Origin of the sequence: Mesorhizobium sp. WSM4313, assembly GCF_002294725.1 — a bacterium.
In the GTDB taxonomy this organism is placed as follows: Bacteria; Pseudomonadota; Alphaproteobacteria; order Rhizobiales; family Rhizobiaceae; genus Mesorhizobium.
In genome coordinates this window covers 138,286-151,415 of record NZ_NSFT01000008.1, presented here as the reverse complement: position 1 = coordinate 151,415, position 13,130 = coordinate 138,286, and the positions used below count along the sequence as shown (strand labels likewise).

Sequence of the window (13,130 nt, the reverse complement as noted above, 5' to 3'; positions counted from 1 at the left end):
ATTGCCGTAACAACAACTATGACCGGACCCTGGGGATTCCTTTATTTTGAAACCGGAACGACCTTCCACCCTGATCGAAAAGCCTTCGATCCTGATCCTGGGGACGCGCGGCATTCCGGCTTCTCACGGCGGCTTTGAAACCTTCGCCGAGCGGCTGGCACTTTTCCTGGCCGGACGCGGCTGGAAGGTCGGCGTCTACTGCCAAAAGGAGGTCGGGCGCGTCGGGCAAAGGGTGACGAGCGAGACCTGGCGCGGGATAGAGCTCATCACCATCGAGGTGGCCTCCAAGGGTCCCCGCGCGACACTGGAATTCGACTGGCAATGCGTGCTCAACGCCGCCAGGCGGCCGGGCGTGTGCCTGGTGCTCGGCTACAATGGCGCGGTGTTCCTGACCTGGCTCAGGCTCATGCGGCGCAAGATCATCACCAATATGGACGGCATCGAGTGGCGGCGGCCGAAATGGGGGCCGGCGGCGCGCAGCTGGTTCTGGCTCAATGAATGGATCGCCGCCTGGGTCTCGCATCGGCTCATCGCCGATCACCCGGCGATCGCCGACCATCTGGCAACAAGGCGGCCGCGCGGCTCCATCGCCACGATCGCCTATGGCGCGGACCCGGTGACCTCAGCGCCGGAAGAACCCGTTCGCGCGCTCGGGCTCGAGCCAGGCAAATATCTGGTCTCGATCGCGCGGATCGAACCCGACAACAACATCCTGCCGATCATCGAAGCCTTCCGCAGCCGCGATCGCGGCGACATGAAGCTGGTGGTGCTCGGCACGCTCAACGACGACATTCCCTACCACCGCGCCGTGCGCGCGGCGGCAGGCAGCACGGTGATCATGCCCGGCGCGATCTACGATCAGGCGACGGTGCAGGCGCTGCGCTACCACGCGCGCGCCTATATGCACGGCCACACAGTGGGCGGCACCAATCCCTCGCTGGTCGAGGCGCTTGCCGCCGGCAACATGGTGATCGCGCATGACAACCGCTACAATCGCTGGGTCGCCGGCGAGGCGGCGATCTACTTCAGCGATGCCGACAGCCTGAGCCAGCGGATCGACGAGGCGCTGGCCGACGACGCGCTGGTGGCGGGCTGCAGCAAGGCGGCGCGAACGCGGGCCCGCGAGGCTTTCCGCTGGGAAGACGTGCTCATTGCCTACGAGAAGGAAGCGCTGCGGCAACTCGGCGTCACCACCGCCGCGCCGGCGAAAGCCGACCGCGCCAAGCACGCATGACCGGTTGGTCGCGCCGCCGGATTCTCGGCGCGGCGCTGGCCGCGGCAATAGCCCCGCTGGCGAGCACGCTTCCGCCACTGTCATTTCCAGCGCGTGCCGCTGGCGCATGGCCTTTCAGGCGCGGCGTCAATACCTGGCCCTGGTTTGCGCTGACGCGCGAATTTCCTGCACCCCGCACCGACTATGACTGGCCGCCTTTCCAGTCGCAACGGCCGGTGCCGACGCCGGCCGACCTTGCCCGGCTGCGCGCCAGCGGGCTCGACTTCATCCGCCTGCCTGTCGATCCGGGGCCGTTCCTGGCCGCCGACGCGGGCCAGCGCGCCGACCTCATGGCGATGCTGAGCGCGGCGGTCGAGGCAGCGCTCAGCGCCGATCTCGGCGTCATCGTCAATATACAGGCCAACGGCGCCACACATTACTGGAATCCCGATCGCATGTATTCCAGCACCGGCGCGCCGGAATTCGCGCGCTACCGGGTCTTCGTCGGCGAGGTTGCCGGCATGCTGGCGGACATGGCGCCCGGCAGGATAGCGCTGGAGCCGATCAACGAGCCGCCGCAGGATTGCTCCTCCGGGCTGTGGCCCAAGGTGCAGGCGGCTCTGCTGAGCGCGGCTCGGGTCTCGGCGCGCAACCTGCCGCTGCTCGCCACCGGCGGCTGCGGCTCGATGGTGCGGGGCCTCGCCGCGCTCGATCCGGCGCCGCTGGCGGCCTTCGAGCCGATCCTGTTCACGTTCCACTTCTACGAGCCGTACCTGTTCAGCCATCAAGGCGCGCCGTGGATGCGCGAGCCGGTCTACCGGGCGCTGAACAATGTGCCGTGGCCAGCCTCCGCCGGGACGCTGGAAAGAACGCTGGCCTCTGTCAGGACAAGGATGGCGCAGGATTCCGAGAGGTCCAACGAAGCCAAGAAGGCCGCCTATGCCGAGACAGAGAAGGTGCTAAAGGTCTATTTCGATGCGCAGCCCGACCGCCGCTTCATCGACCGCTACCTCAAGCAGGTGAGTGACTGGGCGCAGACCCATGGCGTCGCGCGCGAGCGCATCATCATGGGCGAGTTCGGCGCGTTGCGAACCGATGCACGATACACAGCCGCGCCCAACCCGGACCGCGCCCGCTACATCGGCGATGTTCGGCAGAGCGCCGAGGCATTCGGCTTTGCCTGGGCGTTCTGGGACCTGTTCGACGGCATGGGCATGATGGACGACACCACGCGCGCGCTCGATCCCGCGATGGTCGAGGCGCTCGGGCTGAGGATGCCGCGCGCTTGACTTGCTGAATCACCAAACCGCGCTAAGAGTTTGGTTTCCATCTGGCGGCGAATGCGTAGCGAGACTCGCCGCGTTCCTTCGCCTGCGTCCTTTGACGCGCAACAGGCCTCGCCGGCCGATAAAGCGCCAGCGCGATGACCACGAATTTGGTCATCAGCGTCGTCTTGGAGGCGATGCTTTCGGAGGTGTTGAGCAGGATGAGCCAACCCAGCATCGGCAGCCAGATGCCCGAATGGCAGCGGCGCGCGACCTCGTGCATGAACAGCGCGAAGCCGAAGAAGATCAAAAGCGTGAAGAACGCTCCCTGGTAGAGCGTCAGGCGCAGGATCGGGTTCTCGATGCCTTGCTCAAGGCCGGTGATGCGGCGCATGCTGTCGAGCAGGTCGACATCGGGCCCGACGATCAGGTCGCGCAATTCCAGATGCCTGAAGAGATCGAACATCTCGACGCGGGCGTTGGCGCTGCCGCTGTCGGAGACGAAACGTTCGAGCAGCGCGTCGAAGAAGCCGTAATAGCCGGCAAGCGCGATGGCCAGCGGCAGCAGCGCGGCGAGGATGATCGCCAGCGCGGCGCCCAAGAGGTTGACGCGTCCGGTGCTGAGCTGCGCCAGGCCCTGGATCAGCAAATAAACGCCGCTGAGCAGGATCGTCAGCACCATGCCCGAGCGGCCGCCGAAGGCGACCAGTGCGCAGAACTGCAGGCCGACAAGCGCCAGCCTGAGCGGCGTCGACAGGGAACGCGAGCCGGATAGCAGCGACAGCACATAGATCGAGGTGACCGTGGCATTGGAGAGCGGGTGCCCCTGCAGCGCGGTGGAGCGCAGATCGTTGACGAACACCGCGCCGTCGAACCTGTAGGGGAACACCAGATGTTTGGTGCCGAACTCGAACAGCGCCAGCAGCGCGTTCGCCGTCATGACGACATGGATGACCGCCTGCAGCCAGGCAAAGGTCTTCTCGTCATCCTCGCTCAGCAGCAGCACGATCAGCGCCGGGGCGACGAAAGTGTCGATCATGCCGGCCATGCCGGGGCGCTGCCTGAGGATGACGACGAAGAGAAGCACGGTCGAGATCACCGCCATCAGCATCGTGGCCGGCCGCCTGTTCGTGACATGGATCACATAGCCGACCGGATTGCCGAAGATGCAGGAGCGCCAGACGAAGACGAGCACGAAGAGATAGGTGGAAGGGTGGATCTTGCTCAGCGGACTGCCTTGCAAGCCGTCGTAATTATAGCCTGCGAGCCACAGCATGCCGCCGGAGACGGAAAACAGAAGCAGCACCGCGATAGTCAGGCCAAGACGGGTCAGCGTGTCGACTGGGACAGTGCGCGGGCCCGCCATGCCATAGCCCGAAGCCGAAACAGGCCGGGCGGTACCAGCCAGGATCGAGGCCATGTCAGGCCGCCTCGTCGACCAGCATGGCGCCGGTCGGCAGCCGCCCCATGACGGAGACCGCTTCCGAGGTCGCGGCGACGTCGCGCATCGGCGTCGCATTCAGCCTGGCGACGAGTAGGATCTCGTCGGCCATGGCGACCAGCGGCAGGACGTTGAGGTCGTCCGCCAGCGCGCCGCCGTCGATGACGACGAGCTCGAAGCTGTGATTGGCCTCGGCCAACATCCGATGGGCGAAATAGAGCGCCTGCGCTTCCTGGAACACCGCGGTCGGCCGCCCCCGGCTGACCAGCGCCACGGAACTGCCCGGTGCATAGCGGCTGACCGCGTCGAGCGGATATTCGCCGCGCAGCACGTCGAGCACGCCGGGCTGCGGGTCCTTCTGGCCCTTGCCGGCATTGATGTCGATGAACAGCACGCGGCGCCCCCTGGCCGCCGCCGCGTTGGCGAGCTGCCATGCCACCCTCGACCGCTCAGCCTTATCCTCGGGTGGCGACGCCACCAGGATGGAGGGTACCAGCGGCCAGTCCGGCGGGCGCCTGGTGGCGGCGGCGATGCGCTGCAGCGCGAGCCCGGCCACGGCGTCGGTCTTCTGGGCGGCAGCGCCGGAGCGGCGGCGCCCCCTGCCCGGCAGAACGCCCAGCACCGGCGCCTCGATGGCCGACTGCATCTGGTTGGCGGACAGCACGGTTGGCGACAGATATTCGGCGATCAGCGCCATGCCGATGCCCAGCGCCAGCCCGCCGAAGATGGCGCCGAAGATAAGCAGCCCCTTCGGCGGCCAGCTCTTCTTCAGCGCCGGCATCGCCTCAGAGATGATGCGGGCATTGGTGCTGTTGACGTTGGTCTGCTCGCGCGTTTCCTGGGCGCGTTGCAGGTAATTGGCGTAGACGGTGCGCACGGCATCGAGATCGCGCTGCAGCTCGCGCAGCCTCACCGAGGCCTGGTCGGTGTCGAGCGACTTGCCTTTCAGGGACGCCACCTTGGCCTCCAGGGCCTTCTGGTTGGCCGACGCGCGCTCGTAATCGGTCTCGGCGGCGGTGACGAGGCGGCCGAGCTCACGCGAAATCAGCTTGCGCAGATCGCTGAGCTGCTGCTGCGCGGAGATCATCGAGGGGTGGCGTGGCCCGAGCTCGGTGCCGAATTGCGATATCTGGTCGACCAGCGTCGCCTCCTGCGCCCTGAGGCTCGCAATGACTGGCGAGCGCATCGCCTCGGAGGTCGCGTCCGGCGCGCCGCCCTGCCGGCGCAGCTGGTCGACCTGCGCCTTGAGCTGCGCGGTACGGGTCTGGGCGGCTGTCAATTGCGTGTTGAGGTCGGTCAGTTCCTGATCGCTGACCAAATTGCCGGCCGCCATCACCATGTTGTGCTCGGCCTTGTAGGTCTCGACGGCGTTGGCAGCCTGCTCGACGCGCTTGCGCTGGTCTTCCAGCCGGGCGCTGATCGCGTCGGAGGCGTCGGCGGCGGCCTTCGAACGCGCTTCGGCCTGGTCGTCGAGATAGGCCTGCGCGATGGCGTTGGCGAGTTCGGCCGCTAGGTCGGCGCTCTTGGCCGTGATGATGATGTTGAGCACCAGCACCTTGTCGTCTCGCTTCACCGCCAGGCGGCGGCGCAGCGCGTCGAGCGTTTCAGCCGTCCTATCGCCGTCGCTGGCGCCGAAGAACATGCCCAGCCAGCCGCCGAGCCCGCCCTGCCCGTTGAAGTCCAGGTTCTCGGTCAGGTTGGTCGCCTTGATGGCGCGCAGCAGGACGCCGTTCGATTGCGCCACACTCACCTGGCTTTCGACCTGAGTGATGCCGCCATCGGGCGAGATGCGGCTGGGATTGACATCGTTGGTGACGACCTGGAGGTCTTGCGGATCGATGATGATCTGCGCCGTCGAGGAATAAAGCGCCGGTGTCAGAAAGGCGTAGATCAGCGTCGCGATAGTGAGCAACGCGACGGTGGCGAAGATCAGCTTGCGGCGGTGCAGCAGGATGCGGCCGAGATCGCCAAGCTCGACCGTGGCAGGCGCGGGCGCAGGCGCGTGATAGGCCGGCGCCGGCGCGATCGCCTCCGGAGCGTTCTGCTGAGGCACCATGAGCAGGGGTGATTGCAAAGGTCGCTCCGAGAACGCTCCATCGGCCGGCAAACGAGAAATGCGGCGTTGGTCTAGCTATTCCCGGCAACGATTAAAACACTGTTAATTATGTTCATAAATTGAGGCCGCTCTGGCACGAAGTTTGCACCAACGCAGTAGAATCTAAGTGCAGCCTAAATTGGAGACATCGTGCGCATGCGGCGGGAATTTGATCTGGCCAGCCGGGTCGGCGGCACCGGATGTGCCCGGGGCTGGCGATGCGCCTGACCCTGCGCCTCGACGGCGATTGCGTGCGCGCTTTTCATGTGGCGCTGGCCGAGCGGTTGTCGCTGCTGCCCGGCGTGGAGCTTGCGGTCGACGGCCGTCCGGCGGCGGGCGGCGTGCCGCGCGAAGCCGAAGCGCTGTTCCAGCTTGAGACGCTGATCCATCGCCTGCCCGCCAATGGGACGGCCGGGCGTGTGCCGCTTTCGGCACTGGCCGGCCATGCGAGAGCGTCCGCGCCGGCCGACCTCACAATCGATCTCATCGGCGACGTCGAGCCGCAGGGCAGACGGGTCTGGCGGCTCGCCTATGATGGCGTCTGCGGCGAGGAGGCCCTCCTGGCGCTGATCCTTGCCGGCCGCACGCCGCTGGCCCGCCTGGAACAGAACGGCGCGACAGTCGCCGAGGGACGGCTCGGCACCGAATATCACGGGATCGCGCTGGCTTCCTTCCAGGACATGCTGGCGCGCAGCGCCAGCCTGATCGTCGCGGCGGTCAACGGCGCCGCCCGCTCATCGCTTCCGGTGCTGCCCGAACCGCCATCCGAGACGGCGCCGCCAGCCATGCCGTCGGCCACGAAGCTCGGTGTGCGTGCGGCCAAGGCGACGGCACGCCGCATCGTCCAGCAGATCTACCATCTGTGCTACAACGCCCCGCATTGGCGGGTCGGCTGGCGCGAGACCGGCGGCAAGGATCTCTACGAGCTGCGCGCCCATCCGCAATCCGGCTGGCGCGATTTGCCGGACGACGGCAGCCGCTTCTACGCCGACCCGTTCCCGGTGCTTTACCGCGGCCAGGTGACGCTGTTCGTCGAGGACTACATCCACCGCACCGGCAAGGCGATCCTGTCGGCAGTGGCGTTTGGCCCGTCCGGCCCAGTCGGCACTCCGAAGCCGGTTCTGGAGCTGCCCTACCACCTCTCCTACCCCTTCGTGTTCGAGCGCGACGGCCAGATGTGGATGGTGCCGGAAAGCTCCGCCAACCGGACCGTCGACCTCTACCGCGCCACCGCCTTCCCGGGCGGCTGGGTCAAGGAAGCGACGCTACTGTCGGACATCATCGCCAGCGACGCCACGCTTGTCGAGCATGGCGGGCGCTGGTGGATGTTCGCCACGGTGCGCGACGGCGGCGGCGCCTTCTCGGACCAGTTGCATCTGTGGTCGGCGCCGGATTTCCGCGGGCCGTGGACGCCGCACCCGAAGAACCCCGTTATGATCGACATCGCCTCGGCGCGGCCGGCGGGCCGCATGGTCAGCCGCGGCGGCCAACTCCTTCGCCCGGTGCAGGACTGCCGCAGGAGCTATGGCGCCGCGCTCGGCATAGCGCGCGTCACTCAGCTTGACGAGAGCGGCTTTGGTCAGGTCGTCGAAACGATCCTCAACCCCGGTGCCGGCTGGACCGGCCGCAAGCTGCACACGCTCAACGAGGCGGGCGGGCTGGAATTCATAGATGGTTCGGCAATGGCGCCCCGCTGGAAGCAGATCCAACGGCGCGACGTCATGCCTGCGGGCCGTGGAGACCACAAATGAGCATCATAGAGGACCGCGAAGCACCCGCCGTGCCGGCCGGCCAGGCCGAGGTCGAAGTGGCGATCGTCGGCGCGGGGCTCGCCGGAACCGTGCTGGCGCTGTCGCTCGCCAAGGCGGGCCGCAAGATCGCGCTGATCGATCCGCATCGTATCCACCATGACGAATTCCGGGCCGAGAAAACCCGGGCGGAGCAGATGGGACTATTCGAGAAACTCGGCCTCGGCCCGGTTTTCAGGTCTCTCGTCACCCCGATGACAGACATCCATGTCTTCCGCTTCGGCCAGCAGTTCGAGCGCAAGCAAAGCTGGGAGTACGCCTTTTCCTACACGCCGCTGGTCAACGGCCTGCGCGCGGCGCTGCCTCCGCAAGTGCCGCTGACGATCGGCAAGGTCGCGGAGGTCTCGACGGGACCGGACCGGCAGCGGCTGGTGCTCACCGACGGCTCCGTGATCGATGCCCGGCTGCTGGTCGTGGCCACCGGCTATAGCGAGGCGGTGCGGCGCGCGATCGGCGTCGAGCGCGTCGAGGAATCGAAGGCGCATTCGCTGACGTTGGGGTTCGATCTCGCGGTCACGCCGCAGGAATTCGGCTTGCCATCCCTCACCTTCTACGGAAGGCGGATCGCCGATCGCATTGCCTTTCTTACCATCTTCCGGATCGGCGAGCGGGTGCGCGCGAACATGTTCGTCTACCGGACCGTCGCCGATCCGTGGGTGCGGTCGTTCCGCGAGGACCCCCAAAAAATGCTCCTGGAGTTGATGCCGGAGATCGCGGCTCGATGCGGCAACTTCGCCGTCGCCAGCGAGGTCGAGGTGAGGCAGGTCGGCCTGACAACGACGCAGGGCCATCGGCGCGACGGTGTCGTCTTCATCGGCGATGCGTTCGCCACGACCTGCCCGGCGCAAGGCGACGGCATCCACCGGGTACTGACCGATGTCTATTGCCTCAGCTCGACGCATATCCCCGCCTGGCTCGAGACGCCCGGCATGGCGGCCGACAAGATCTGCGCCTTCTACGACGATCCTGCCAAGATCGCCGCCGACGCCAGGGCTATGCGCGCCAGCATCTATGCAAAGCGGATAACCACCGAGACGGGGCTTGAATGGCGGCTGCGCCGCTTGCGCAACAACACCGCGCGGCGCTTGATGATCTTTGCCCGTCGATTCCGCGAGGCGGGAAAATCGGGTGACGCCGGACCTGGCCCAGAGGGACCTGCTTTCGAGCAAACCAGCAAGGCACCGGCCGGCCTGGGAACATGATCGTGAGCGATCTTACCAATCCGTAAGTCGCGGTCCCTGGCAAAGCCGGTTTAGATCGTGGCGAGCAGTGTCTCCTGCTCGGCGGGACAGCACGCCCGTCGCTCCAATGGCCCGCTGCCACCTTTATCGGTTCGGCGGCGGGCTATCGAATGGCGACTCTCACAAAGCGGATTATCCTACGGGGACCCGGTGAAGGTCGCGACCGACAAAGCCAGCATGCGCTCCAGCATCTACGCCAAGCGCATCACCATCGAGACGGGGCTCGAATGGCGGCTGCGCCGCCTGCGCAACAACACCGCGCGCCAATTGATAATCATTGAGCGCAGGTTCCACCGTCGCGACGGATTGCCAGCGCCGAGCGCGGCGTAAAGCGGAGATCCCAAGCACGGATAGGCGGGCGCGACAGCGCCCCCCTCTGCCCTGCCGGGCATCTCCCACAAGGGGGAGATTGGCTGTATCCATCGCTTCGCCCTATCTTCAGACTCCAACAAGGATGGCGACCATGACCCGCATCCGGGCGATGACGAGAAACGACCTGGCCGATGTGTCGCGGCTGCTCGGCCAATCGTGGCGGCGGACTTATGCGCCGATCATGGGCGACGAGACCGTGGCCAGGCTCTCCGATGAAAGGCACGCGCCGGAAAGGCTCGCGGCTGAGCTCGATGACGAGGACAAGATGTCCTTCGTCGCCGAGCGCGCCGATGGCTCGATTGCCGGCTATGCGATGGCGGCAATGGACGGAAAAGGCGATGTGATGCTGCAGCGGCTCCACATCGAGCCGCAGGCGTTCGGCAGCGGCCTCGCGGTCGACCTTCTGCATGCGGTGCTTGCCGCGCATGCCGGCATCCCCAGCATCGCGCTGGAGGTGATAGAAGGCAACGACCGCGCGATCGCCTTCTACCGCAAGCACGGCTTCGAGGTGGTCGAACGCCGGGAAGCGGCCCACGGTGTCGGCGGTCACGCCTCGCTGATCATGCGCCGCATGCTGCCGATGGCTTAGAGCTTTGTTTTGCCGCAATTCCAGGCGGAAAACCGCTCACACTTTTCCTGGAATTGCTCTAGATCAGGCGGCGGCCCGCATGCGCAACGCCTGCATGACGCTTTCCTCAAACGCCCCAGGCGCCCTGGCCGCTTCGGCCAGTTGGGCCGCATCCCAGCTTCGGCTCAGGCTGCCGTCGGCCATCAGCACCGCGCGATTGCAGAGCGCCGGCACGGCCTCCACCACATGGGTCGAGACGATGGCGGCATGCCGCCCGCTCGCGCAGAGCGCGGTGATCACGCGTTTCACCTCCCAGGCGGCGACCGGATCGAGGCCGTTCAGCGTCTCGTCGAAGATCAGAAGTGGCGGCCCGTCGAGAAGCGCTGCGCCGATGGCGATCTTGGCTCGCGTGCCGAGCGAATATTCGGCGATCGGGCGGTCGATCCAGCGTCCAAGGTCTAGTCGCTCCAGGAGATCGCCGCCCGGCAGGTCGCCGCTTGGCAGGTCGTTTGGCGCGCAGCCACGGATCGAGGCGACGAGCTCGATATATTGACGTCCCGAAAGCGGCGCCGGCAGTTCGTGCGGCTCGATGGCAAGGCCGAAGCCGGCTTTGGCGCGTTCCGGCGCGGCGGCGAGGTCGATGCCGTCAATCACCACGCTGCCTCCGATCAACCGGATCTGGCCGGTGATCGCCCTGATGAGCGTCGACTTGCCCGAGCCATTGGCACCGAGCAGGCCGACTATATCGCCCCGATGGAGCGAAAGACCGATGCCGCGAACGACAATGCGCCCGTGATAGCCGGCGCTGAGCTCTTTAACGGTGAGGACTTCAGCCATTGCGATATCTCTGTCGGGTTCGGTGCCACAAGAAAAACACCAGCGCGGCCAGGCCGATCAGAACGGTACGGCCATATTCGAGCGTCTCGTAGCCGGCATAGGCGAGCGCGCCGGCGAAGCTCAGCATTGCGACGAAGGGCGTGTTGAGGAAAAAGGCGCCGAACACCGCATAGGCGCCGTTCAGCACCAGTAGCCAAAGGCCGCTCGCGACCGGCACCGACCAGGCCGACGGTTCGGCCGCGAGCGCCGCGCCGGCCGGCAGCAGGAAGAAGGCGAGCGACAATTGCAGCGGCAGTCGCACAAGCCGCAGCCATACCCGTGTAAAACCGATGGGCGCTGTGCGCAGCACCGGCGAGCCGAGCGGCTGGCAGCGCAGGCTGAGCATGAAAACAAGAATGCCGCCGGCCAGGCCCGCGACGGCCGCAGGCCCAGCCGTATGGCCGGCCAGGCTGGCCCAGGCGCCAAGAATGGTGGCGAGCCCGAGCAGCAGGCTGGCGGCCGCCAGCTTCCAAGACGGCCGTATATTGCCGGCCGGCAGTTTCCAGGCCCAGCTGGAAAGCCAGCTTGGACGCGCCCGGTCGAGGCGACGCAGCCAGGGCCTTCCGACCGGCGCCGCCTCGCTCGCCGCCACATCGACGAGAAGGCGTGGCCGCCGGAGGCGCCAAAGGCCTGCCGTGCCGAAGCTCAAGGCAAACAGGGTGGCCGCGCCCAAGCCCCAGGCCGGTGCCAACGGCTTTCCGATGACGGCGCAGGCGAAGCCGACCGCCGTGGCGATCATCAGCGTGAGTGGAAGGCCGAGCGCGAAAGCTCCCACCGCCGCCATGCGACGGCGCTCCGCCGAAGCGAGCGGCAGTGCCTTGAGGAAGGGGGCAAAGGCGCGAGAAAGGCAAAGGCGCGACATTGCATTGCCCGCCAGCCATCCCAGCGCGGCGAAAGCGACTGGCAGTCCAAGCATCCACAGAAGCTGGTCGTGCCGCAGCTTCGGACCCGCGGCATGCAGGGCGACGACGATATCCGCGATCGCATAGGCCAGAAGTCCACCGCCGCCGAGCGCAATCCAGGCGAGATCGCGGCGCCGCGTTGCGCATAGGCCGGCGACCAACTCGCGCCAGAGCAATATTAGGACAAGCCTGTCGTGCCGCATTGGCCGTCACCACAGTGGAATCGCCACCGGCAAGGATGGCGACGATTGCGCCGCCAATAGGGCCAGCGCTGGACGCATTCATGCCCGGCCCTATAATTTAGCCGGATCGAAAATTCGGCGGAGCAAGACGCATGAGCCTCGGCAAACAGAAACTCGGCAGCCAGGGACTCGAAGTCTCTGCCATCGGCCTCGGCTGCATGGGGATGAGCCAGGCCTATGGTCCGGCCGACGAGGCGGAGTCGATCGCGACGATCCACCGGGCGATCGAGCTCGGCTGCACCTTTCTCGACACGGCCGAGGTCTACGGCCCCTTCGCCAATGAGGAGCTGCTTGGACGCGCGCTGAAAGGTCGGCGCGATCAGGTGACGATCGCGACGAAGTTCGGCTTCCGCATCGCCGACGGCAAGCAGGCCGGGCTCGACAGCCGGCCCGAGCATATACGCGAGGTGGTCGACGCTTCGCTCTCGCGGCTCGCCACGGACCGCATCGACCTCCTCTACCAGCACCGCGTCGACCCCGCAGTGCCGATGGAGGATGTCGCGGGCGCGGTCGGCGAACTGGTGGCGCAGGGCAAGGTGCGCTTCTTCGGCCTGTCGGAGGCGGGCATTGCCAACATCCGCCGCGCGCATGCCGCGCATCCGGTCTCGGCGCTGCAGAGCGAATATTCGCTTTGGGAGCGCAACCTCGAGCCCGAGATCATCCCGGCGCTGAAGGAGCTCGGCATCGGCCTGGTGCCGTTCGCTCCGCTCGGCCGCGGCTTCCTCGCCGGCGACGTCAGGCGCGCGGAGGAGTATCCCGAAGGCGATTTCCGCCGCGGCGATCCGCGCTACCAGGGCGAGAATTTCGACCTGAATGTCGCGGCGGCCGCCACGGTGCGCGACATCGCCGCGGCGAAGGGCGTCAAGCCCGGCCAGATCGCGATCGCCTGGCTGCTCGCCAAGGGCCCGGATTTCGGCATCGACATCGTGCCAATCCCCGGCACCAAGCGCCGGATCTATCTGGAGGAGAACGTCGCGGCGGCCGATATCGCGCTCGACGCCACCGAGATGCTGGGGCTCGACATGGCACTGACGCCCGACAAGGTGTCAGGGCCGCGCTACAACGAGCGGACGATGTCTCTGGTGGACCGGTAGAAGCTGGCTAATC

11 protein-coding genes are annotated in these 13,130 nt (G+C 66.7%); 7 read left to right on the top strand and 4 right to left on the bottom strand.

Annotated elements, in window-relative coordinates; translation table 11 throughout:
• Positions 1 to 46 precede the first annotated feature (46 nt).
• Both CK219_RS19435 and CK219_RS19430 read left to right on the top strand, forming a co-directional pair.
• A complete protein-coding gene (locus CK219_RS19435; RefSeq protein ID WP_245340536.1) occupies positions 47 to 1,234 on the top strand; it encodes a DUF1972 domain-containing protein in 1,188 nt (395 codons plus the stop codon).
• Positions 1,231 to 2,502: a cellulase family glycosylhydrolase gene (locus CK219_RS19430; RefSeq protein ID WP_095768342.1), complete on the top strand. Its 1,272-nt coding sequence runs from the start codon at positions 1,231 to 1,233 to the stop codon at positions 2,500 to 2,502. Before CK219_RS19435 ends, CK219_RS19430 begins: the two co-directional genes overlap by 4 nt.
• 22 nt (positions 2,503 to 2,524) lie before the next feature.
• Here the strand turns inward: CK219_RS19430 and CK219_RS19425 are convergent, their stop codons facing one another.
• On the bottom strand, positions 2,525 to 3,898 hold the full coding sequence (locus CK219_RS19425) for a VpsF family polysaccharide biosynthesis protein (protein ID WP_210200011.1): 1,374 nt from the start codon (positions 3,896 to 3,898) through the stop codon (positions 2,525 to 2,527).
• Between the two features lies 1 nt (position 3,899).
• Complete coding sequence (locus CK219_RS19420) at positions 3,900 to 5,993, bottom strand: Wzz/FepE/Etk N-terminal domain-containing protein (protein WP_095768341.1); 2,094 nt, start codon at positions 5,991 to 5,993, stop codon at positions 3,900 to 3,902.
• A 239-nt stretch (positions 5,994 to 6,232) separates the two neighbouring features.
• On the opposite strand from CK219_RS19420, the gene CK219_RS19415 reads away from it, so the two are divergent.
• The 4 genes from CK219_RS19415 to CK219_RS19400 all read left to right on the top strand — a co-directional run bounded on the left by CK219_RS19415 (position 6,233) and on the right by CK219_RS19400 (position 10,024).
• Positions 6,233 to 7,765: a formyl transferase gene (locus CK219_RS19415; protein ID WP_095768491.1), complete on the top strand. Its 1,533-nt coding sequence runs from the start codon at positions 6,233 to 6,235 to the stop codon at positions 7,763 to 7,765.
• Positions 7,762 to 9,024 carry an NAD(P)/FAD-dependent oxidoreductase gene (locus CK219_RS19410; RefSeq protein WP_095768340.1) on the top strand — a complete coding sequence of 421 codons (1,263 nt, stop codon included), beginning with the start codon at positions 7,762 to 7,764 and terminating at the stop codon, positions 9,022 to 9,024. The genes CK219_RS19415 and CK219_RS19410 overlap by 4 nt, the downstream gene beginning before the upstream one ends.
• A 189-nt stretch (positions 9,025 to 9,213) precedes the next feature.
• A complete protein-coding gene (locus CK219_RS19405) occupies positions 9,214 to 9,393 on the top strand; it encodes a hypothetical protein (protein WP_095768339.1) in 180 nt (59 codons plus the stop codon).
• A 133-nt stretch (positions 9,394 to 9,526) separates the two neighbouring features.
• Entirely contained in the window at positions 9,527 to 10,024 is a 498-nt protein-coding gene (locus CK219_RS19400) for an N-acetyltransferase (RefSeq protein ID WP_095768490.1), read from the top strand.
• Between the two features lie 63 nt (positions 10,025 to 10,087).
• On the opposite strand, the gene CK219_RS19395 is transcribed toward CK219_RS19400, so the two are convergent.
• Both CK219_RS19395 and CK219_RS19390 read right to left on the bottom strand, forming a co-directional pair.
• On the bottom strand, positions 10,088 to 10,840 hold the full coding sequence (locus CK219_RS19395; RefSeq protein ID WP_095768338.1) for an ABC transporter ATP-binding protein: 753 nt from the start codon (positions 10,838 to 10,840) through the stop codon (positions 10,088 to 10,090).
• Positions 10,833 to 11,984 (bottom strand): hypothetical protein, encoded by a 1,152-nt coding sequence (locus CK219_RS19390; protein ID WP_095768337.1) that lies wholly within the window; start codon positions 11,982 to 11,984, stop codon positions 10,833 to 10,835. Before CK219_RS19390 ends, CK219_RS19395 begins: the two co-directional genes overlap by 8 nt.
• Positions 11,985 to 12,115: 131 nt before the next feature.
• Here CK219_RS19390 and CK219_RS19385 point away from each other — a divergent pair, with 131 nt between their 5' ends.
• Positions 12,116 to 13,117, top strand: a complete 1,002-nt coding sequence (locus CK219_RS19385; RefSeq protein ID WP_095768336.1) for an aldo/keto reductase — start codon at positions 12,116 to 12,118, stop codon at positions 13,115 to 13,117.
• The last annotated feature ends 13 nt before the right edge of the window (positions 13,118 to 13,130 follow it).

Coding starts and splice junctions, on each gene's coding strand:
- CK219_RS19395 (WP_095768338.1), bottom strand. CDS start 10,840: ATGGCTGAAGTCCTCACCGTTAAAGAGCTCAGCGCCGGCTATCACGGG.
- CK219_RS19400 (WP_095768490.1), top strand. CDS start 9,527: ATGACCCGCATCCGGGCGATGACGAGAAACGACCTGGCCGATGTGTCG.
- CK219_RS19430 (WP_095768342.1), top strand. CDS start 1,231: ATGACCGGTTGGTCGCGCCGCCGGATTCTCGGCGCGGCGCTGGCCGCG.
- CK219_RS19415 (WP_095768491.1), top strand. CDS start 6,233: ATGCGCCTGACCCTGCGCCTCGACGGCGATTGCGTGCGCGCTTTTCAT.
- CK219_RS19385 (WP_095768336.1), top strand. CDS start 12,116: ATGAGCCTCGGCAAACAGAAACTCGGCAGCCAGGGACTCGAAGTCTCT.
- CK219_RS19425 (WP_210200011.1), bottom strand. CDS start 3,898: ATGGCCTCGATCCTGGCTGGTACCGCCCGGCCTGTTTCGGCTTCGGGC.
- CK219_RS19410 (WP_095768340.1), top strand. CDS start 7,762: ATGAGCATCATAGAGGACCGCGAAGCACCCGCCGTGCCGGCCGGCCAG.
- CK219_RS19390 (WP_095768337.1), bottom strand. CDS start 11,984: ATGCGGCACGACAGGCTTGTCCTAATATTGCTCTGGCGCGAGTTGGTC.